The sequence below is a fragment of the Frankia sp. CeCAU1 genome (assembly GCF_977971845.1).
Window position 1 is genome coordinate 1 of record NZ_CDWWXA010000066.1, and the last position, 21,775, is coordinate 21,775.

General features: G+C 72.3%; 20 protein-coding genes. 4 read left to right on the forward strand and 16 right to left on the reverse strand.

What is annotated here, in order from left to right:
- Positions 1-121 precede the first annotated feature (121 nt).
- The 16 genes from AC08OO_RS13105 to AC08OO_RS13180 form a co-directional block, all read right to left on the reverse strand.
- Positions 122-1,252, reverse strand: a complete 1,131-nt coding sequence (locus tag AC08OO_RS13105; protein WP_476618551.1) for a cation diffusion facilitator family transporter — start codon at positions 1,250-1,252, stop codon at positions 122-124.
- The gene (locus tag AC08OO_RS13110; protein ID WP_476611166.1) at positions 1,249-1,704 is read right to left on the reverse strand and encodes an ArsR/SmtB family transcription factor; all 456 of its coding nucleotides are present in this window, start codon (positions 1,702-1,704) and stop codon (positions 1,249-1,251) included. The genes AC08OO_RS13105 and AC08OO_RS13110 overlap by 4 nt, the downstream gene beginning before the upstream one ends.
- A 267-nt stretch (positions 1,705-1,971) precedes the next feature.
- Positions 1,972-2,913 carry a ribose-phosphate diphosphokinase gene (locus AC08OO_RS13115; protein WP_476611165.1) on the reverse strand — a complete coding sequence of 314 codons (942 nt, stop codon included), beginning with the start codon at positions 2,911-2,913 and terminating at the stop codon, positions 1,972-1,974.
- Between the two features lie 135 nt (positions 2,914-3,048).
- Positions 3,049-4,287: an ABC transporter permease gene (locus AC08OO_RS13120; RefSeq protein ID WP_476611164.1), complete on the reverse strand. Its 1,239-nt coding sequence runs from the start codon at positions 4,285-4,287 to the stop codon at positions 3,049-3,051.
- On the reverse strand, positions 4,284-5,282 hold the full coding sequence (locus tag AC08OO_RS13125) for an ABC transporter ATP-binding protein (protein WP_476611163.1): 999 nt from the start codon (positions 5,280-5,282) through the stop codon (positions 4,284-4,286). The genes AC08OO_RS13120 and AC08OO_RS13125 overlap by 4 nt, the downstream gene beginning before the upstream one ends.
- Positions 5,283-5,351: 69 nt before the next feature.
- Entirely contained in the window at positions 5,352-6,932 is a 1,581-nt protein-coding gene (locus tag AC08OO_RS13130; RefSeq protein WP_476611162.1) for a cobyric acid synthase, read from the reverse strand.
- Positions 6,929-8,002 carry a cobalamin biosynthesis protein gene (locus AC08OO_RS13135; protein ID WP_476618554.1) on the reverse strand — a complete coding sequence of 358 codons (1,074 nt, stop codon included), beginning with the start codon at positions 8,000-8,002 and terminating at the stop codon, positions 6,929-6,931. Before AC08OO_RS13135 ends, AC08OO_RS13130 begins: the two co-directional genes overlap by 4 nt.
- A 39-nt stretch (positions 8,003-8,041) precedes the next feature.
- Entirely contained in the window at positions 8,042-11,089 is a 3,048-nt protein-coding gene (locus tag AC08OO_RS13140) for a DEAD/DEAH box helicase (RefSeq protein WP_476611160.1), read from the reverse strand.
- Between the two features lie 81 nt (positions 11,090-11,170).
- Positions 11,171-12,220: a twin-arginine translocase subunit TatC gene (gene tatC, locus AC08OO_RS13145; protein WP_476618552.1), complete on the reverse strand. Its 1,050-nt coding sequence runs from the start codon at positions 12,218-12,220 to the stop codon at positions 11,171-11,173.
- A 76-nt stretch (positions 12,221-12,296) separates the two neighbouring features.
- A complete protein-coding gene (gene tatA / locus AC08OO_RS13150; RefSeq protein ID WP_476610984.1) occupies positions 12,297-12,638 on the reverse strand; it encodes a Sec-independent protein translocase subunit TatA in 342 nt (113 codons plus the stop codon).
- 337 nt (positions 12,639-12,975) lie between these two features.
- The gene (locus tag AC08OO_RS13155) at positions 12,976-13,191 is read right to left on the reverse strand and encodes a hypothetical protein (protein WP_476606729.1); all 216 of its coding nucleotides are present in this window, start codon (positions 13,189-13,191) and stop codon (positions 12,976-12,978) included.
- Positions 13,192-13,201: 10 nt separating this feature from the next.
- The gene (locus AC08OO_RS13160; protein ID WP_043590948.1) at positions 13,202-14,179 is read right to left on the reverse strand and encodes a helix-turn-helix transcriptional regulator; all 978 of its coding nucleotides are present in this window, start codon (positions 14,177-14,179) and stop codon (positions 13,202-13,204) included.
- Between the two features lie 55 nt (positions 14,180-14,234).
- The gene (locus AC08OO_RS13165) at positions 14,235-15,257 is read right to left on the reverse strand and encodes a helix-turn-helix transcriptional regulator (RefSeq protein WP_476610985.1); all 1,023 of its coding nucleotides are present in this window, start codon (positions 15,255-15,257) and stop codon (positions 14,235-14,237) included.
- 169 nt (positions 15,258-15,426) lie between these two features.
- Entirely contained in the window at positions 15,427-16,188 is a 762-nt protein-coding gene (locus tag AC08OO_RS13170; protein WP_476618553.1) for an FKBP-type peptidyl-prolyl cis-trans isomerase, read from the reverse strand.
- A gap of 14 nt (positions 16,189-16,202) precedes the next feature.
- On the reverse strand, positions 16,203-17,567 hold the full coding sequence (gene pafA / locus AC08OO_RS13175; RefSeq protein ID WP_476606726.1) for a Pup--protein ligase: 1,365 nt from the start codon (positions 17,565-17,567) through the stop codon (positions 16,203-16,205).
- A 10-nt stretch (positions 17,568-17,577) separates the two neighbouring features.
- Entirely contained in the window at positions 17,578-18,759 is a 1,182-nt protein-coding gene (locus AC08OO_RS13180; RefSeq protein WP_476610986.1) for a hypothetical protein, read from the reverse strand.
- A gap of 300 nt (positions 18,760-19,059) precedes the next feature.
- On the opposite strand from AC08OO_RS13180, the gene AC08OO_RS13185 reads away from it, so the two are divergent.
- From AC08OO_RS13185 to AC08OO_RS13200, 4 genes are all read left to right on the forward strand, one after another.
- On the forward strand, positions 19,060-19,848 hold the full coding sequence (locus AC08OO_RS13185) for a dienelactone hydrolase family protein (protein ID WP_476606724.1): 789 nt from the start codon (positions 19,060-19,062) through the stop codon (positions 19,846-19,848).
- Between the two features lie 334 nt (positions 19,849-20,182).
- Positions 20,183-20,527: a P-type ATPase actuator domain-containing protein gene (locus tag AC08OO_RS13190; RefSeq protein ID WP_035910222.1), complete on the forward strand. Its 345-nt coding sequence runs from the start codon at positions 20,183-20,185 to the stop codon at positions 20,525-20,527.
- Positions 20,528-20,587: 60 nt separating this feature from the next.
- Positions 20,588-20,899, forward strand: a complete 312-nt coding sequence (locus tag AC08OO_RS13195; RefSeq protein ID WP_476610987.1) for a hypothetical protein — start codon at positions 20,588-20,590, stop codon at positions 20,897-20,899.
- 29 nt (positions 20,900-20,928) lie between these two features.
- Positions 20,929-21,775, forward strand: an 847-nt coding sequence (locus AC08OO_RS13200; protein WP_476610988.1) for a hypothetical protein, incomplete at its 3' end; no start/stop codon positions are given.

Below are 21,775 nucleotides of genomic sequence, written 5' to 3' on the forward strand. Positions count from 1 at the left end.
GCATCCGAAAACGGCGGCATCCCGAAAACAGGGGATGCCGGGATGGGTGCCGCCAGCGGGCCCTCCGTGCCCGGTGCGCACGTGTGCGGACCGGGCACGGCGACGATGGGATGGCTCTGCTCTAGACCACGGCATCGCGGGAAGACCGGCCCCGCTGTTCCCGACGGTGCCGCTGTTCCCGACGGTGCCGCCGCTGCCGCCCGGTCTGCCGGTCCCCGTCGCGGCGGACCAGCCCACGGGTGACACCGCACGGGTCGTCATGCGGCGGGGTGCACGGCTCGCACTCGGCCTCGATGGTCACGTGAGTGATGCCGTGCCGCGCGGCGAGCATCGCCTTGATCGCATCGGACACCGATCGGGCCTGCGCCAGGCTGGGATGGCCCCCGTCGCCGTGGGCACTGTCGAGATGGCCGAGCTCCAGATGCACCGACGCGGCGAGGACTCGGTCAGACAGGCTCCAGACGTGCAGGTCATGCACGTCGAGGACATGAGGGTCGCGCAGGATGTCGGCACGCACCGCCGCGACGTCCAGGCTCGCCGGGGTTGCCTCCAGCAGCACCCGCGAGGCACTCGCCAGCAGCCGCGCCCCCTGGACGGCGATGAGCAGCGCGATCACCAGCGAGACCAGCGGATCCAGCCAGTACCAGCCACCGACCAGCCAGATGGCCCCGCCGACGGCGGCGACCGCCAAGGATACCGCAGCGTCCCCGGCGAGGTGCAGCACCGCGGCCCGGGTGTTGAGATCACCATCGCCGCCGTGGACCACCCACGCGCTGACCCCGTTGACAACGGCGGCGGCCAGCGCGACGGCGACCACCACTCCCCCATCCACGAAACCGGTCGAACCGAGGCGCCGCAGGGACTCCACCGCCAGCAGCGCCGTCACGACCAGCACGGCGGCGGCGTTGGCCTGCGCGGCAAGCACCGGCCAACGCACCCCGCCGAAGGTGCGGCTCGCCGACGGCGGCCGCCGGGACAGTGCCACCGCGACGAGCGCGAGCACCACGCCGGCAGTGTCGGTCAGGTTGTGCCCGGCGTCGGCGAGCAGACCGACCGAACCGACCGCGAGCCCCGCCGCCGCCTGCCCGATCACGATGGCGATGTTCAATGCGGTCGCCAGCAGCAGCCGGCGCCGTTGGCCGGCGCTCCCGGGCATCTCGGAAACACCATGACCATGACCGTGACCGTGATCCCGGCCACGACGATCATCGTGGCCGACGCCCTGGTCACCGAAGGTGCCGGTGCTGGTCATGCGTCGCACGCACCGGCCAGGGCGGCACGGTCGGCGGCGCCCCCGGAGCCGACGTCATCCGCACCACCGGCCTCGCCAAAGACCCCACCACGGGCCCCGCCGAGGCTCCCCGGCGCGACAGCCGCGACGGGGGCGGTGACGTTCGGGTGGATGTGGTCGGTGTCGACGGCCAGGACGACGCCGAGGAGATCGTCCAGGGCATGACGGAGCTTGTCATCGGCGAGCTCGTAGCGCTGCCGGCGACCCTCCGGCGTGGCGACGACCAATCCGCAACCACGCAGACAGGCCAGATGATTGGACAGATTCGTGCGCCCCACCCCGAAGATCTCCGCAAGATCCGAGGGGTAGGCCGCGCCCTCCCGCAGTACCAGCAGCAATCTGGCCCGCGTCGGGTCGGACAGCGCGTGCCCGAATCGGGCGAGCACCTCGGCATGCGAGGCAACCTTCACCATGCTTCAACGGTACAGCCGGTCCTGACGTCAGCCAACGCTGAACGGAACCGGCTACCGCCCCGTCGGACGGCGACAGGAATCCGTCGCGCCACCGACCTCCCGGGCCGAGTGCGCGAACTTCTCCGGGTACGTGTGCTTCGGCCGGCGAATTTGGGGGACCTGAGGACGGTCTGCGGGCCCTGGACCGTGCCCTGCTCCCCATAACGTGGCCGCCGCGCGATTAGGCGGACCCGTGTGTCCGAGACCCGGGCCAAGTCGGCGCGACGGTCAGGCGTCGAAGAGAGCGCTGACGGACTCGCCGTTGTGGATGCGGCGGATGGCCTCGGCGAGCGCCGGGGCGACCGTGAGAATCTTCAGCTTCGGCACTCGGTCCCCCGCCGGAATTGGCACCGTGTTCGTGCACACGATCTCGGCGACCTCGGGCTGGTCGCCGATGCGCTTAAGCGCACCCGCCGCAAACAGCCCGTGCGTACACGCCACCCGCACCGACCGCACGTTCAGCTCACGCAGCCGCTCAAGCAGCTCGAGCACGGTGCTGCCCTTGGCGATCTCGTCGTCGAGCACGATGACGTCCCGGCCGGCCACGTCACCGATGACCGTGCTGATGCTGACCCGGTCGTCGGCGAAACGCTGCTTGGCCCCCGCCGCCACCCGCACCCCGAGCATCCGGGCGAACGCCGCCGCCTCCTTGGCGTTGCCGAGGTCCGGGGAGACCACCGTCGTGTTCGACAGCTCGTAGTGACGGAAGTGCGCGGCGAGTTCCCGCAACGCATGCAGATGATCCACCGGCACGCTGAAGAAACCATGGACCTGCGGCGAGTGCAGGGTCATCGCGAGGACGCGGTTCGCACCCGCGGTGACGAGCAGGTCCGCGACCAGCCGCCCGCCGATCGAGATCCGCGGCGCGTCCTTCTTGTCCGAGCGGGCATAGGCATAGTGCGGCAGCACGACCGTCGTGCGCGCCGCCGACGCCCCGCGCGCCGCGTCCAGCATCAGCAGCAGCTCGACGAGGTTCTCCTGCACCGGTGCGACCAGCGGCTGGATGAGGAACACGTCGCGTTCCCGGCAGTTCGCGGGAAGCTGGACCTCCAGGCAGTCGTTGGCAAAACGCTGCACCCGCACCCGATGCAGCGGCACGTCAAGGTGTGTGCAGATCTCCTCGGCGAGACTCAGATGGGCACTGCCGCTGAAGACGGCGATGTCTCGCACGAACCACTCCTCGTTCCCTGTTCTCGGTGTCCCGGGGTCGCGGGGTGTCCCGGGTCTCGGTGTCCCCGGTCTCGGTGTCCCCGGTCGACGTCCGATGGACCCGCCCGTCCCGGATGGTATCGACCAGGGGCCGAGTCATGCCGAGGTCCCTAGCGCCTCCCGGATCGGCACCCGGGTCCCGCCACGCTTCACCGCATTGCCGTACACCCGCCCGGCCAGCCAGACCAGTGCCCCGATCAGCGCGAGCGTCAGCGCCATCGCGACCACCACCTGCCACCCCGCCACGCTGCCGATCCCGATCACCATCGGCATCAGGACCGGCGCGAACAGCGGAATCATCGCCAGCACCAGGATGAGGCCGCTGTCCGGCGACCCCGGCAGCACCGAGATGCCCAGCACGTACGGGACGACGATCAGCAAGATCATCGGTGCCGTGACCCCGCCGGCGTCCTCCTGCCGAGACACCAGTGCCCCGGCGGCCGCGAACAGCAGCGCGTACACGGCGAACCCGAGCAGATACCACAGCAGCGCCAGCGCGACCGACCCGATCGCGATCCCGGCCGGGATGTCGAGCTGCCCGGTCGTCAGGCCCAACGACACGCCGACCACCCCGATCAGCGTCAACTGACCGAGAGCCACGGCGCCGATCCCGATGACCTTGCCGGCCATCAGCTGCCACGGACGCACGGTCGCCAGCAGCAGCTCCACCACCCGGCTGCTCTTCTCCTCGATCACCCCCTGCGCCACGGCCGGGCCGAAGATCAGCAGAGACAGGTAGATCAGCCCGCCGGAGAGCAGGCCGAGCAGCAACCGGGCCCCGTCCCGTTCCGAGGCCGGCCGCAGGGCGCTGACCTGGACCGTGGCCGCGGACACGGCTCGCCCCACGACGGCCGGATCACCACCGAGCCCCACGACCTGGCGCTCGAGCGCGACCTGCCGGGCGGCGAGGCTCAACACCGACGTCAGCCGGTCGCCGAGCTCCTTCTTGACGACCACCCGGTAGACGGCGTTCCCCGCCGCGCCAGGGGTCGCAACCACGCGGACGAACGCGTCGACGTCACCGTCGAGCACGGCCCGCTCGCCGACCGCCCGATCCGCCACCGCACGGACCTCGACGTCCTCGCCCAGCGACCGGGCCGCAGCCTCGACCGTCGCCGCCTGCCGGAAGTCGACCGCGGTAAACGCGATCCGGCTCGCCGACGAGCCGCCGGTCAGGGACATCAGCAGCACCATGGCGCCGATCCCGAGGACGAACAGCCCCGTGGTGATCCGGAAGGCCCGCGACCTGGTCCTCGTCACGATCTCCCGCCGGGCGATCAGCCGGATCACCCGGCCCGACCCCTGCGCCGCGCCATCCAGCCCCCGCACGCTCACGCCGCGTTCTCCGGGAACGCCCCACTCCCCGGCTGCTGCCCGGCCTGCACGACGACGTTACGGAACAGCTCGGTCAACGACGGCCGGCGACGACGGAACTCCCGCACCGGGCCCGTGGCCAGCGCCGCGCGCAGTACCGCCTGGTCGTCGGCACCCGCGGTGAGGCCCAGCACCGTCCGCGGCCCGTCCCGGTGACGCACGACGACCCCCGGTATCCCGTCGGCCCAGCCCGGCGGCGCCGCCGGCGCGTCCACCACCACCTGCAGATCACCACCCGCGCGCAACTCGTCAACCGAACCGCAGGCGACCATCCGGCCCGCCCGCACGATCCCGACCCGGTCGCACAACCGCTCGACGAGATCGAGCTGATGGCTGGAGAACATCACCGGAACCCCGGCGGCGCGACGCTCCCGCAGCACCTCGCTCATCACGTCGACGGCCACCGGGTCCAATCCGGAGAACGACTCGTCGAGTACCAGGACGACCGGATCGTGCACGAGCGCGGCGGCCAGCTGCACCCGCTGCTGGTTCCCGAGGCTGAGCTTCTGCACCTCGTCGTCCAAGCGGCTGGACACCCCCAGCCGCTCGGTCCACCGCGCCACTGCCCGACGGGCTGCCGCCAGCCCCATTCCGTGCAGTTGCGCGAGGTAGACGAGCTGCTCACCCACCCGCATCCGCGGGTACAGACCGCGTTCCTCCGGCATGTAGCCGATCCGGCGGCGGGTGCGTAACGTCAGCGGAACGCCGTCATAACGCACGACCCCGGAATCCGCCGCGAGCACCCCGAGGGCGATACGCATCGTCGTCGTCTTCCCGGCACCGTTGCTGCCGACGAACCCGAACAGCTCGCCGGCCCGCACCTCGAACGTCATCGACTCCAACGCGACGACGTCGCCGTACCGTTTCGACACCCCGTCGATTTCGAGCCGTCCATTGCCCACCTGCACCAGCTTTCCACGGCGTTCCGGGTAACGGTCAACCCCTGCCTCTGCCACCCAGATGCTATTCGTGGTGGTTTTCATGATCAATTTTGTGTGGTGCGACGATGTCAACACCGTTGATTATCAGGATGTGCCCGGGGGGACGAACGGCAGGCCGGCGGGTGTGCCCTCGGCGAGCAGGCGGCGCAGGGCGCCTGTGTCGAGATGGTCGGCGACGAGGTCACCGAGGGCGTCGAGGCGGCGCTGCCGAGCATCGGCGAAGCACGTGAACGCCGGGACGAACGAACGCCCCGCGGCCGTGGCCACGTCGGCGAGATAGGCGCGGCGGAACGCGTCGTTCTCCAGCACCCCGTGCCAGCTCGTGCCGGCGACCGCGCCGACGCGCACCCCGTCCGCTGCGAACGGCGCGCTGTCCGGATGCTCCTCGACGCTCAGCCGCCCGTGCCGGATCTCGTAGCCGGTCAGCGGTCGGCCGGCGGCATCGGTGGCCGCGCGCCGACCGAGCAGCTTCACCGGGTCGAACGTGGTGATGACCGGGAGCAGGCCGAGACCATCGACCTCGCCCGCACCCGATTCGACGTCGTCACGGATGCGACGGCCGAGCATCTGGTAGCCGCCGCAGATACCCAGCACCGGGCGGGCCGCAGCGGCACGTTCGGCGAGGGCCGCGGCGAGACCACGGCGACGCAGCCAGCGCAGGTCCTCGACGGTGGAACGGGTGCCCGGCAGGATCACGAGGTCGGCGTCGGCGAGCTCGTCCGGTCGGGTGGCCAGGCGCACCGCGACCCCGGGCTCGACGCGCAACGCGTCGATGTCGGTCACGTTCGACAGCCGGGGCAGCCGGATGACGGCGACCCGCAGCACCTCCCGCCGACCGCCGTGCGAGGCAGGCCGCGCCTCGGGACAGGGCTCGGCGTCGGGGAAGGGCTCGGCGTCGGGGAAGGGCTCGGCGTCGGGGAAGGGCTCGGCGTCGGGGAAGGCGGCGAGGTCGAGGGAGTCCTCGACGTCCAGCCACAACCCCGCCTTCCAGGGGACGACGCCGTGCACCGGCCGGCCGGTGAGCCGTTCGATCTGGCGCAGCCCGGGTTCGAGCAGCCGGGCGTCGCCACGGAATCGATTGATCACCCAGCCGGCAACCAACGCCTGGTCGGCCGCATCGAGCAGGGCCAGCGTGCCGAACAGGGCGGCGAAGACCCCGCCCTTGTCGATGTCGCCGACCACGATCACCGGCAGGTTCGCGGCGCGCGCCAGGCCCATGTTGGCGATGTCGGTCGAACGCAGGTTGATCTCCGCCGGGGAACCGGCCCCCTCGCAGATCACCGCGTCGAACCGGCCGCGCAGGTCGTCCAGGCACTCCAGGACGATCGCGGCCAGCCGTTCCTTGTACGGGCGGTAGCCGAGCGCGTCGACCTCGGCGACCGGGCGGCCCAGCACAACGAGCTGGCTGTGCCGCTGGCCCCCCGGTTTGAGCAGCACCGGGTTCATCGCCGCCTCCGGTTCGACACCGGCCGCCGCCGCCTGCATCGCCTGGGCCCGGCCGATCTCCGCACCATCGGCGGTGACCGCCGAGTTCAACGCCATGTTCTGCGCCTTGAACGGGGCGACCCGCACCCCCTCCCGCGCCAGCCACCGGCAGATCCCCGCGGTCAGCACGCTCTTGCCGGCATCCGACGCGGTCCCGGCGACCAGCAGTCCCCCGCTCACCGGCGGCGCTCTCTTCTCCCGGGCCCACCAGAGCCCTCGGAGCCAGAGCGTCCGGAGCCGGTACCGAGGCCGAGGCGCGCGGTCAGGGCGGAGGTGACCAGCCGCGCCACCGGAGCCGCCGCCGCCGTCAGCGCGACACAGACCACGCTCACCGCCGCGGACAACCGGGCCGCGGCTGCGACGTCCGCGCCCTGCGGCCGCCGGCCGAACCCGAGCTCCGGCCGGTGCTCGACGCGGTAGGGGTAGCGCAGCTCTCCCCCGAGCCGCAGCCCCAGCGCCCCGGCGAACGCGGCCTCCATCATCCCGGCGTTGGGGCTGGGATGCGACCGGCCGTCCCGGCGCATGACCCAGTACGCGTCGACCGCCGAACCGCCGACGACCGGGGCGCACGCGCAGGTCACCAGCGCGCACATCCGCGCCGGGAACAGGTTCGCCAGATCGTCGAGGCGCGCCGCCGCCCAGCCGAAGCGTTCGTACCGGGGGCTGTGGTGCCCGATCATCGCGTCAAGGGTGTTGATCGCCCGGTAGGTGACCAGGCCGGGCAGGCCGGCGAGCGCCCCCCACCACAGCGGGGCGACCAGCGCGTCGGAGGTGTTCTCGGCGATGGACTCGATCGCGCCGCGGGCGATCCCGGCGGCGTCCAGCGACGCCGGATCGCGTCCGCACAGCGCCGGGAGCCGTTCCCGGGCCGCGGCGAGATCGTCGGCGCGCAGCTCCTCGCCGAGGCGTCGGCCCTGACGGCGCAGCGAGGCGCCACCGAGGACGGTCCACGTGACCGCCGCCGTGAGCGCGACGGCGCGTTCAGCGGCGCGTTCAGCGGCGCGTTCAGCGGCGCGTTCAGCGGCGACGGCGGGCACGGCGACCGCGGCCAGCAGCACCGCGGTGTGCAGCGCTCCGGGCGCCCGGCCGTCCCGGTAGAGCCGGTTCTCCAGCCAGGACGCGGCCCGCCCGAACCCGGCGACCGGATGCAGCCGCGCCGGGTCGGCGAGCAGCCCGTCCAGCACGGCACCGAGGACCAGACCGAACGCGCGCACGGCGCGGGAAGGGACCACGGCGCGGGAAGGGACCACGGCGCGGGAAGGGACCACGGCGCGGGAAGGGACCACGGCTCAGACGCTCATCGCGTACGCGACGACCCCGCGACGGACGGCGTCCATCGCCGCCCGGGCGGTCCGGCGCACCCGCGCGCCGTCCGGCGTTCCCGGGTCCGCCCGCACCATCGGAGCGACCTGCGCGATCTGGTCAAGGATGTCGATGAGCTGGCGCATCCACCGGACGAAATCGCCGGCGGTCAGTTCCACGGAACTGTCGGTCAGCACCCGTTCCAACGTGCGGCCCGCGGCCCAGTCGTGCGCGACGGCGACGAATCCGAGCTCGGGCGGGCGCAGGAACGCGAGCCGGTGGGCCTGCTCGGCCTCGGCGAGCCGCTCCGACAGCCGGACCATCTCGGCGAGGCAGTCGCGTAGCGCCGCGCCGCCCGGCAGCGCCGGGACGCCGACGTCGTCACCGCGCGGCTCGAACACCAGCGTGGACACGGCGGCGGCCAGCGCCGGCGGGGTGAGATCGTCCCAGATGCCGGCGCGCAGGCATTCGGCGACGAGCAGGTCCTGCTCCGAATAGATGCGCGCGAGCACCCGCCCGGCGGCGGTGACGCGGTCCCCGTCCAGGTAGCCGAGGTCCTCGAGCGCGGCGCGGACCCGGTCGAACGTCTTCGCGACCGTGTTCGTCCGACCCTCCACCTTCCGTGAGATCGCGGCGGTCTCCTTGACCAGCCGGTTGACCTGCTCGGCGGAGCGCAGGTGCTCCTCGCGGCGCGGACAGTCGTGCACCGGATGGGCGCGCAGGGCCCGGCGCAGCCGGGCGAGCTCGGCGTCGTCCGCCGCGGCCGAACGGACCCTGGCCCGCCGGCCCGGAGAGGCATCGGGGTTGACGTCGGCGGCGCGCAGGGAGGAGGCCAGATCCCGGCGTGACTGCGGCGAGCGCGGGTTGAACGACCGCGGCACCCGGACCCGGCCGAGCGGTTCGACGGCGACCGGGAAGTCGGTCAGGGACAGCCTGCGAACCTGCCTGTCCGCGGTGAGCACCACCGGCCGCGGGCCGTCGGCGGCATTCGCGGCGGCGGCGTCGGCGTCGAGCACGACAGCGAGCCCGCTGCGCCGCCCGGCGGGCACCCGCACGATGTCCCCGGTCCGCAGCCGGGCGAGCGCCGCCGCGGATTCGGCCCGCCGGCGCGCCGAACCCTCCCGCGACAGCGCGGCCTCCCGCTCAGCAATCTCCCGGCGCAACCGGTCGTACTCGCCGATGTCACCCTTGTCGCAGCTCAACGCCTCACGCTTCGCGTCGATCGCCTCGGTGTTGCGCTGCACCGCCCGGGCCAGGCCCACCACGGCCCGGTCGGCCTGAAACTGCGCGAACGACGACTCCAGCACGGTGCGTGCCCGCTCCCGCCCGAGCCTGCCGACCAGGTTGACGGCCATGTTGTACGACGGCCGGAACGACGAGCGCAGCGGATAGGTCCGCGTGGAGGCCAGCCCCGCGAGCGCGAGCGGATCCAGCCCCGGCTGCCACAGGACGACCGCGTGGCCCTCCACGTCGATGCCGCGCCGCCCGGCGCGGCCCGTCAGCTGGGTGTACTCCCCCGGGGTGATGTCCACGCGGCTCTCGCCGTTGAACTTCGTCAGCCGCTCCAGCACGACGGTGCGGGCGGGCATGTTGATGCCGAGCGCCAGGGTCTCCGTGGCGAAGACCACCCGGACCAGCCCCTGGACGAACAGCTCCTCGACGATCTCCTTGAAGGTTGGCAGCATGCCGGCGTGGTGGGATGCGATGCCGCGTTCCAGCCCCTCCAGCCACGCCCAGTAGTCGAGCACGGCGAGGTCGGTCTCGGGGATCCCGGCGGTGCGTTCCCGGACCAGGGTCCGGATCCGCTGCTGCTCCGCGGGGCCGACGAGCCGCAGACCCGCACGCACGCAGGAGGTGACCGCCGCATCGCAGCCGGCCCGGCTGAACACGAAGACGATCGCCGGGAGCAGGCCGTCGCGGTCGAGCCGTTCGACGACCTCCGGCCGGCCCGGCACCCACGTCCGCCGGCGCGCGCCGGGCGCCGGCCGACCGCGGCCGACTGCGGGAGAGCCCCCCGACAGCGCCCGGCTCTCCTCGCGGGCCAGCCGCAGCAGGTCCGGGTTCACCACTCGTCCACCGACCGCCGTCGGACCACCACGGGCCGCGGGGATGGCTGCCACGGGCGCCTGGCCGGCACCCCCGTTGCGGCCACGGTCGCCACCGCGACCACCCTGGGTGGCCCGGCCCCGTTCGCCGTTGCGGTTGCCGCCCCGCCCCCGTCCGCGGTCCCGGTCGCCGACGCGCTCCCGGTCGCCGACGGCGGCGCGCCGGGTGCCGGCTACCTCGAATCCGGCTTCGACCCCGGCGTTCCACCTCGACCGGACGAGATCATCGTCCAGGGTGGCACGGAGTGCCGCGGGTCCGCCCGGCGGCGGGGTACCGGCAGTGTCCTCGAGGAACAGGTCGTACAGGGTGCGGTCAGCGAGCACATGCTGCCACAGCGGAACGGGACGATGATCGCTGACGATGACCCGGGTATGGCCGCACACCGTGACCAGCCACTCGGCGAACTCCTCGGCGTTGCTCACCGTTGCGGACAGGGAGACCAGCCGGACCTGCGCCGGCAGATGGATGATGACCTCCTCCCACACGGCGCCGCGCTGGCGGTCAGCGAGGTAGTGCACCTCGTCCATGACGACGTAGCCGAGGTCGTCCAGCCGGCCGTTGTCGACCGGGCCGGCGTAGAGCATGTTGCGTAGGACCTCGGTGGTCATCACCACGATCGGGGCGTCGCCGTTGCGGGAGGTGTCCCCGGTCAGCAGGCCGACCGAGACGGCGCCGTAGCGGGAGACGAGATCGGCGTACTTCTGGTTCGACAGCGCCTTGATCGGCGTCGTGTAGAAGCAACGCGTCCCGGTGCGCAGGGCGAGATGGGCGGCGAACTCGCCGACGACCGTCTTACCCGCTCCCGTCGGGGCCGCGACGAGCACCCCTTCACCGGCAGCCAGCGCCGCGACCGCCTCGAACTGGAACGGGTCGAGTCCGAAGGGGAGGCCAGCGGCGAACTCCACAAGAATCTCGGGCGTGGAGGACACATCAGCCACCCTACGGGACGCGACGGCCGGCAGCCGACCGGTTCATGCCGGTCCCGACCGGCCGGGAAGAACCTACGAGCGTCAGGTGATGTCGCCGTGGGTGACGTCGGTGCTTGGGGAGACGGGGGCCGTCCCCGCGCCGACGGGTGTTGACGACCCGGTGCCGGCAGGGTTCACCGTGCCGGGCGGATTCGCCGTGCCGGGCGACGTGGCCGTCGCCGCGGAGGCCGCGGGGCGGGGCGGGGCGTCGTCGAAGTCCAGCGGGGAGGTCTCGTCGTCGTCCAGGTCGGCATACGGGGAGGTGTCCCCGCGGCGGGCCACCCGCCGGTCGTTCAGCCACCCGATGATCAGCGCGACCTCGTAGAGGAGCACCATGGGCAGGCCCAGCGCGAGCATGGTGAACGGGTCCTGGCTGGGGGTGACGACCGCGGCGAACACGAACACCAGGAAGATCTCGGGCCGCCGCCAGGAGCGCAGCTTGGCGGTGCTGACGATCCCGGCCAGATTCAGCATCGTGACGAGCAGCGGAACCTCGAACGACAGTCCGAAGATCAGCAGCATCGCCTGGACGTAGCTGAGGTACCGGTTGCCGTCCAGGACGCTGACCAGCCCGTTGCCGCCGAAGCCGAGCAGCAGGCCCAGCCCGGTCGACAACGTCAGGTAGGCGAAGACCGCGCCGGTGGCGAACAGGACGAGGGAGACACCGACGAAGGTCAGTGACCAGCGCCGCTCATGACGGTGCAGACCAGGGGTGATGAAGGACCAGAGTTGGTACAGCCACACCGGCGAGGAGACCACCACCGCGGCGATCATGGAGATCTTCAGGCGGATGGTGAACGCGTCGAGGATGCCGAAGAAGTACAGGGTGCAGTCGTTCGCCGCCAGGCCGTCCGGGCTGAACCGCTTGCTCGCCGGCAGGTCGCAGTATGGCGCCTTGAGCCAGTCGAAGATGCGCGGCTCGAAGATGAAACAGACGACACCGGCGATCGCGAACGCGAGGAGCGCGATGGCGACGCGGTTGCGCAGCTCACGCAGATGCTCGGTGAGCGGCATGCGACTGTCCTCGACAGTGCGCGTGCGGCGGTGGTTCACCGAGGCGACGAGCCTTCGCGGCGTGGGCAACCCTGGCACGTCGGCGGCTCCTGGTCGAGAGGAAGGAGGAAGGGGCGCCGGCGGACGCCCGACAGGCCGTGGAACCGCCGTGAGGTCAGCCCCGGTCGGCGGCCGACGCGGTGCCGTTCACGGACGAGGCGGAGACCTGACCGGGCGCGACGGCCTGACCGGGCGCGACGGCCTGACCGGGCGCGACGGCCTGACCGGGCGCGACGGCCTGCGGCTGGGCCACCGGCCGCTGGGCCTCGATCGGCAACGGGGCCGGCTGCGCCGCGGGCGCGGGCTGGTCATCCTCGCGCAGGCCCTTCGTCTCGGCCTTGAAGATGCGCAGCGAACGACCGAAGGAACGCGCGGCGTCGGGAAGCTTCTTCGACCCGAATAGCACCAGAACGACGAGGGCGATGATGATGATTTCGGTGGTGCCCAGGTTTGGCATGGTCGGCGTCCTCCGATGAGCGCGGTACCGGGCCCGGTCCGACGACCGGTGCGATCGATGCTACGTCCGCCAGCCTAGGAGAGGATAGACGGCGTGCGGGTATCCCGGAGATGACGGATGCGCAACGAAGTCAGCCTGCACGATAGCTCGTAGCACTCGGCGGGGAAAGCGTGTCCACAACGACGCCGGAAACCCAAATCATCACCGACCGCTACCTCGTCAAGCCGGAAGTCCCAAATTGTAGCGACACAACGCCATATGGCACGATCGACGTCACGCGACGGTCGCTCCCGGCAGACCACACGGGGACCACGGATCCGGTCAGGCGAGGATCCGGTCAGGACGTGCGTTCGGCGAGCCGCGCACTGACCTCGGCGTGGTCGAGCCGCGCCGCGAGCGCCGCGGTGTCCGAGGCCAGGGCCGAGACCCGCGCGGACAGCTCCGTCGTGACGGCCCGCACCGCGCGCATCTTCTGCCACACCCGCCACGCACTGAGCGCCAGCAGGGCAAGCGCGCCGACGATGAGGACGAGGTAGAGGAGCGCCCAGAACATACCGATCACCCTACTCGGCGGTCGGCGTGAGCCCGTAGGCGAGCAGGGCCCGGCGGGCCAAGGCGTGCACCTCCTCGGCGAGCGCCGGCGGCTCGACCACCCGCACGTCGGCCCCGAGGCCGAGGACCAGCCGGTGCAGCCAGAAGGTCTCCCCGGCGTACAGCGTGACCTCGAGCCGTCCACCGGGCAGCTCGCGCATCCCGGTGACCGGGTAGTAGTCGGCCACCCACCGGGCCGGGGACGCCAGCTCCAGCACGACCCGCACGTCCGCCGGGCCGGGCCGGTAGATCCCCTCCCTGGTGTCGCGGGACACCGTGCCCGGCGGCGGAACCGCCGGGGCGTCGAGGATCGTCACCCCGCCCGGCCCGTCGATGCGGTCCAGCCGGAACAGCCGCACCGCCTCCGCCCGGTGGCACCATCCCTCCAGGTACCAGCGGCCGTCCTGGACCAGCACCCGCATCGGGTCGACCTCGCGCTCGGTCAGCTCGTCGCGGGACCACACCAGGTAACGCAGATGCACCCGCCGGCGGTCCCGCAGCGCCCGCTGCACCACCGCGAGGACCTCGTCGTGGACGTCGAGGGTGACGCGTACCTGGCCGACGGCGGCGGTGCCGGCGGTGCCGACCGCCTCCTCCAACTTCTCCAGCGCCCGATCCAGGGCCTCGCGGCCGGCGAGGCCGGGCACGTCGGCGAGCGCGCGGGCTGCGACGATCAGGGCGGTCGCCTCGTCGACCGACAGCCGCAGCGGCCGGTCGAGGGTCTGCGGATCGACGATGGTGATCTGATCGCCGGAGTAGCTCAGGTCGATGAGGTCCCCGGGCGCGCCGCCGGGCAGACCGCAGACGAACAGCAGGTCGAGGTCGTCGCGCAGCTGGCGGGGGGTGACCCCGAAGGCCGCGGCCGCCTCGGTCAGGGAGATCCCGGGATGCGCCCGCAACCAGGGGACGAGCGCGAGCAGCCGGCTCAGCCGGTCGGTGGCGGCGCTCACCGCGTGCCCGGGGCGGGCGGTGGACGATGAGCCGGGGCGGGCGCCGCACGGCGGATCATCGGGCGCTCACCGGACGTTCGTCGCGGCGCACCCCCGCAGGTGGGGACGCCACGTCGCGGGCGGCGGTGCCCGCGAGCGTGGCGGCGGTGCCCGTGAGGGCCGCCCGGAGCCGACCGACCACAGCCGCGCGCAGCTCGGGTGGGTCGACGACGACGACGTCCGGACCCGATCCGACGATCCACCGGGCGAGCTGTTCGGTGTCGGCGAAGTCCATCTCCAGCAGATCCATGCCCGGCGGTGGATTCGTATCCGGCGACGGGCGGGCGTACCGCCGCAGCGCGTGCGCGCTGCCCCGGCGGACCGCCAGCGTGGCGGTCCGGAAGCGGTCCGGGGGGGCCTGCGCCGAGACCATCGCCCGCAGGTCGACCCCTGGCGGGACCTGGACCGCGCCGGCCGGTCCGACCATGCGCACCGGGCCGGTGAACCGGGACAGCCGGAACACCCGGGCCGCACCACGGTGCAGGTCGTGCCCGGCAAGGTACCACCGCCCCCGCCACGACAGCACCCCCCAGGGCTCGACGTGCCGGTCGGCGGAGTCCGTCTCACCGACCTTCCGGTACGGGAAGCGGATGGTCCGACCGGCCTGGACCGCCGCGAGGCACTGCTCGAAGGCCGGCTCGGTCGCATCGACCCGCGGTTCGAAGCCGTCGAGCGCGCCGAGCCCGCCACCGCTCACCGCGGCCCCGCCCGCGTCGAGCTTGCGCAGGGCGCTGGCGGCCGGCCCGGCGAGCGCCGTGCTCGACCACAGCGAGCCGGCGACGGCCAGGGCCGCGGCCTCGTCCGGTTCCAGGGCGATGTCGGGCAGCGCGTAGTCGCCGCGGCGGATGCGGTAGCCGGTCTCGTTGCTGAACGCCGAGTCAGCGCCGGTCTCCAAGGGGATGCCGATCTCCCGCAGATACGCCTTGTCCCGCTCGAACATCCGCCGGAAGGCGTCCTGCTCCTCCTCGGTGCGCCCGGGCTCGTAGCCCTCCACCAGCTCGCCGATCTGGGACACGGTGAGGAAGCGCGATGTCGCCATCAGGCACATCGTCAGGTTGAGGAGCCGCTCCACCCGTCGCCGGGACACACCCGTAAAGGGTAGCCGCCGGAGTTCACCGGGCACGCACCACCCCATCCCCGCCGCTGGCGCACCGGGCCCACCGGGCCCACCGGGCCACCCCCGGCCGGGCCGGGTGAGGGCCCGTGGGCTACGGCTGGCCGGCGCCGGCCCCGACACCCGGCGTGGCCCCGACACCCGGCGTGGCCCCGACACCCGGCGTGGCCCCGACACCCGGCGTGGCCCCGACACCCGGCGTGGCCCCGACACCCGAGGTGGCGCCGTCGACCGCGATCAGGTCCACCACGAACACCAGGGTGTCGTCGGCGAGGATCGTCGGCGGACGTCCCCCCACCGGGCCGTACCCGAGGTCCGGCGGGATGATGATCTGGCGGCGGCCGCCGACGCGCATCCCGTCGATGCCCTGCCCGAAGCCGGCGATCGTGCCGTCCAGCGGGAAGGTCGCCGGCTGGCCCCCCGCCCAGCTGCTGTCGAACTCCTTGCCGTCGCGCCAGAGCACGCCCACGTACCGGACCGTGACGGTGCTGGTGGCGGAGGCGAGCGCGCCGTGACCGGTCACGAGATCGGTGGTGACCAGCGTGGCCGGCGCCGTCCCCCGGCCCGCCGCGGAGATCGGCTTGCGGCTCAGGTCGGTGGCACCCGCGACCGCGGGGACCCGCCCGGAGGTATCGTCGGCGGCCGTCCGGGAGGGCACCGGCGCCGCCCTGGTGCCGTCGGGGGCGTCGGAGGCGCCGCAGCCGACCAGGAGCGGGGCGAGCAGCACGGCGGGCAGCACGGCACCCGCGAGCAGGTGCCGGCGGGTGGCGGACGGCCGACGGCCGCTGCCACGCGAGCCGGGACGGGCTGACGCGAAGGGCAGGACGACGCCGGCGCGTCGCGGCACGAACATCACAGGGGCTCGAGTCCTCACATACTGGCGATGAGCTTGTCGACCCGATCATCAACGGAACGGAACGGGTCCTTGCACAGGACCGTACGCTGGGCCTGATCATTGAGCTTCAGGTGGACCCAGTCGACCGTGAAGTCCCGGCGTTTCTCCTGGGCACGCTTGATGAACTCGCCGCGCAGCCGGGCGCGGGTGGTCTGCGGGGGGCGTGACTTGGCCTCGAAGACGTCGAGATCACGGGTGACGCGCTCGACCAGACCAGCCCGTTCCATCCGGTAGTACAGGCCCCGGTCGCGGTGGATGTCGTGGTATTTCAGGTCGAGCTCGGCGACCCGCGGCGAGGCCAGCGACAGCCCGTGCTTGTACCGGAAACGCTCGATGAGCACGTACTTCGTCACCCAGTCGATCTCACGGGCGACGAGCTCGAGGTCGTCGGTCTCGATCGCGAGCAGGGTACGGCCCCACAGGTCGAGCACCCGCTTGGCGACCTCGTCCCCGTCCCCGCCGCGGCGCTCCACGAACTCGACCGCCTTGGAGTGGTACTCCCGCTGGATGTCCAGCGCGCTGACCTCACGTCCGTTGGCCAGCTTGATCCTGCGCTGGCAGGTCATGTCGTGGCTGACCTCGCGAATCGCCCGGATCGGGTTCTCCAGGGTCATGTCCCGCAGCATCACACCGGCCTCGATCATGCGCAGCACCAGGTCGGTCGCCCCGAGCTTGAGCAGCATGGTCGTCTCGCTCATGTTCGAGTCGCCGACGATCACGTGCAGCCGCCGGAACCGCTCGGCGTCGGCGTGCGGCTCGTCACGGGTGTTGATGATCGGCCGGGACCGGGTGGTCGCCGAGGACACCGACTCCCAGATGTGCTCGGCGCGCTGGGAGATGCAGTACACCGCGCCCCGCGGGGTCTGCAGCACCTTGCCCGCGCCGCACAGGATCTGCCGGCTGACCAGGAACGGCACCAGCACGTCCGCGAGCTTCGAGAACTCGCCGTGCCGACCGACGAGGTAGTTCTCGTGACAGCCGTAGCTGTTGCCGGCGGAGTCGGTGTTGTTCTTGAACAGATGGATGTCGCCGGCGATGCCCTCCTCGCGCAGCCGTCGTTCGGCCTCGACGAGCAGGCCCTCGAGGATGCGTTCCCCGGCCTTGTCGTGGGTGACCAGGTCGGGCACGGAGTCGCATTCCGGGGTGGCGTACTCCGGATGGCTACCGACATCCAGGTAGAGACGGGCGCCGTTCTTGAGGAACACGTTGCTGCTGCGTCCCCATGACACGACACGACGGAACAGGTACCGTGCCACCTCGTCCGGGGACAGCCGTCGCTGCCCCCGGAACACGCAGGTGACGCCGTACTCGTTCTCCAGTCCGAAGATGCGGCGGTCCACGTCTGTGACCCTATGCTCGGATGCCGCCTCGGCGCGCCGGGACGCTCGGGCCGGATGTCAGCCTGATGCGGATTCGCCCCTCCTGTGGACGGACGGGCCGACCGACAACCGCCAGGCCCAGCCCGACGACGAACCAGCCGGCGAGGACCAGCACCGGGCGGCCACCCCCGGCACCGTCGAAGTAGGCCGTCGAGCGCAGCAGCGTGGCACCCGCCCCCGGCGGCGCAAACTGGCCGATGTCGCCCCAGGGCCGTGGCAGCATCTCCGGGGCGGAGGCCGCCGCCGACAGGGCGGCACCGGCGACCAGAACCAGCACCGCGGCGACGAGACCCGGCACGCCCGCGACCGCCCCGAGTCCCAGGACCGGCCCGGCGACGGCCAGCGCCAGCAACGTCACGACCGCCATCGTCGTCAGGAACTCCCCGGGTAGGACGTCCAACGCCCCCTGCAGCGCGACGGCCCCGGCGAAGCCGGAGAGCACCGCGAGCGCGGCGAGCCCGGCGAGCCGGATCACCCGCGACCCCACCATCCGCGCCAGCAGCACGCCGGCCGCGGTGATCACCAGCGTCAACGGGAGGTAACCGGCCGCCAGCCCGCCGCCGGCCTGGTCCCGTGGCGCGTTGGCCACCACGTCGACCACCGGGATCTCCAGACCTGGCATGAACACCCGGATGCCCCGAGTCAGCGCCTCGGTGACCGCCGGACTCGCTGCGGAGGCGACCCGCAGGGTCAGGCCGTTGCCGCCGATGACGATCGCGGCGTAGGCGTCACGCTCGCGCAGCGCACGGTCGGCGGCGGCCACCGTCGGCACCGTGCGCACCGTGAGGGCGCCCGGCTCCACCCGGCTGATCTGGTCGGCGAGCGCGGTCGCCGCGGGTGCCGGGCCCACGGTGAGGATCGGCAGGTCCCGGGGACGCAGGCTGGTGACGGACGTTCCGTACAGCCAGACCAGGACGCCCATCAGCAGGGCCATGCCGACGGTGATGACGGCGATCAGCCGGACACCGTGCGTGCCGAGCCCGTCGACGCCGCCGAACCGGGCCCACGCCCGTCCGGCCGGATCGGCCGGATCGGGCAGGCCGGTCTCGCCCGAGGCCGGCGGGGGCGACGGCGCCGAGTGTCCCGGCTCGGAGCGCTGCCCCGGAAGAGGATCATGTTCGCCGCCGCCACGATGCCGTTCCCCGGTCACCACAGGAGGACTCCGACGGTCCGGTCGACGTGCGCCGGGTCCACCACGCCCTCCCAGGCCGCCGCCACCCTCGGCAGTGGTTGCCTCACCGTGTCCTCCCTCCGTCCGGCGACACCCGCCAGACTGCTACAGGGAGTAGCGTGACGCCTTCATGCTGTCGGGGCTTGTCCGGCGGCGTGTCGCGGCCGGCATGTCCGGGTGAATCCGCCGGTCCGCGGCGGTTCCGGACACCAGGTGGTCGACGGACCATGGGCGGGACAGGCGGATCGGGCGGGAAGGCTCCCCGGCGGGAAGGATGGCGACATGGCAACCGGAACGAACGACGCGGCGTCCCATCGAACACGACATGACGGCGAAGACAGGGCCCGGCTGCGGGCGCAGGCCGTCCGCGGCCGCGGCGGGCTGCCGCTCACGGTCCTCGCCCCGGCCGCGAAGGACCCGCCGCGCGGCGGCTTGGTCGTCGTCCAGGACGCCCGAGGCATCACGCCGTACCTGGTCTCCGTCTGCGACCGGCTCGCCGCCGCCGGCTGGCTCACCGTGGCCCCGCACCTGTATCACCGCGACGGGCTGGACGAGGTGGACCCGGCCGACGGCTGGGCCGCGGCCACGTCGACGATGGGCACCCTGTCCGGCGCGGGCATCGACGCCGACATCGACGCGGCGCTCGGGCACCTCCTCGCCGCGGGCTTCCCCGCCGAGCGGAGCGCGATCATCGGCTTCTGCATGGGTGGCACGGTCGCGCTGCACACCGCCACCCGGCACACCCTCGCCGCGGCGGTGTCGTTCTACGGCGGCGGGATCAGCACACCGTACTGGCCCGGCATCCCCGCCCTGGTGGAGGCGGCACCGTCGTTGCGCGGGCCGTGGCTCGGCCTCTACGGCGAGGAAGACGCCCTGATCTCCACCGACGAGATCGCCGCCCTACGAGCCGCGGCCGCACGCTCGGGCGCCCCGACGGAGCTGGTCAGCTACGCCGGGGCCGGCCACGCCTTCCACAGCGATGACCGGGAGGCGCTCTACCGCCCGGTCGCCGCGGCCGACGGCTGGTCACGGGCACTCGCCTTCCTCGACCGGCACGTTCGCCCCCGCTGAGGCGCCCGGCCGGCCAATCGAAGATCGTCACCATCGACCTCACGAGCATCACCCATCTGGCGTCCAGAGATCACGGTGGGCGCACGCGAGAGATCGGCGGCGGATGAGGGCGGCGGTGCGCGCCAGGTACGGCCCACCGGAGGTGGTGGGAATCCAGGAGGTCGACAAGCCCGCGGCCGGCGGCGGTCCGGGCCCCGGACGGTGCCGCGGCTAGGCTGCTCTGATGCCACGTCATAGCTGATGCCACGTCATAGCTAGCGACAGCTGGCGCGGCTCAGCGTAAGTCTGCTCTGCTGGCAGCGTAACGGTTGGAGTATGGGGACCGGGATCGTGGATGCGTCTGGGCACACTCGTGCGGACCGGCTCGGCGGCGGCCGTGGTGGTCGCCACCGGCGCGCGTACCCAGTTCGGCCGGATTGCGCTCGGGCTGGGCGAACGGCACGAGGAGACCCAGTTCCAGATGGGGCTGCGCCGGTTCTCCGGGCTACTGGCCCGGGTCGCCGGCGTGCTCACCGGCTCGATCTTCGTCATCAACCTGGTGCTGGCCCGGCCGCTGATAGACGCGTTGTTGTTCTCGCTGGCCATCGCGGTGGGCAGCACCCTGCGCCGTCGACGAGCGCGGGCGGCCGCGAGCAGGCTGTCGTGGTGCGGGCGGACCACGGACCCGGTCATACCCTAGTGCAGGTAGGACGAGGGCCGGTGAGGATTGTCCGCCCATCGCGTCGGTAGGCTGCCGACCATGGCGGAGCTGAGTGACGTCGAGCTGGACGCGCTGGTCGAGCGTGCCGTCGTCGACGCCTATGGTGAGGACGAACAGCTCGCGGCGTTTCACGCAGTGATGGAGGACAGCCTCACCGTTCCCTTCCGGGCCACCGTACTGGGCGTGGAAGTGACAGTGATGGGGATCGATCTGCTGCCTGGAAGCGGTATCGTCGCGGTCTGCACCCGGGGGCGTTATCGCCAGGCGATCGGGATTCTGGACCTGCCGTTGCCCGACCCTCCCCCGGGTGGGGTGGAATGGATCGAGGCCTACCGGCGCTGGGCAGCCTGACGGGGCGAAGCGGCAAAATAAGGTAGAAGATGTCCACGTACCAGTACTACGAGTTCCTGGCCGTCGACCGGCCTCTGGACGCGCGGCAGCAGGACGAGGTCCGCGCGCTGTCCACCCGGGCCAGGATCACCGCCACCAGTTTCACCAACGAATACCACTGGGGTGACTTCCGCGGTGATCCCCGGAAGATGGTGGAGCGCCTCTACGACGCCCATCTCTATCTCGCGAACTGGGGCACCCGCCGGGTGATGTTCCGTCTGCCCCGCGCCCTGCTCGCTCTCAAGGTCGCCGAGCAGTACTGCGTCGATCCGCAGGTGACCGCCTGGACCACCAGGGAGCATCTCGTCCTCGATCTGAGTAGTGAGGACGAGAGCGGGGACTGGGTGGAGGGCGCCGAGGACTCGTTGTCGGCGATCGTCGGTGTCCGTGCCGAACTCGCCGCCGGTGATCTGCGGCCGCTTTATCTGGCCTGGCTGGCGGCCTACGGGGTGTGGGAACGCGACGAGGAAGTCTTCGATGACGAGGCCGAAGACGAGCTCGAGCCGCCGGTGCCCGCCGGGCTGGGTTCCCTGACCGCACCGCAGCGGGCTCTGGTGGATTTTCTCCGTCTCGACGCCGATCTGCTTGCCGCCGCGGCCCAGGCGAGTCCGCCGGCGGCCCAGGCCAGGGAAGATCCCCGCGCCCTGGCCGGGTGGATCAAGGATCTTCCCTCCGGTGACAAGGAGAAACTCCTGCTCCAGGTCGCGCAGGGCCATGGGTCCCGGGTTCAGATGGAAGTGCTGCGACGCTTTCGTGGCGAGCCCGATCCCCTCCGGGATGGCCGTCCCCGCCGCACGGTGGGCCAACTGCTGGACGCCGCCGCGGACATCCGCCAGG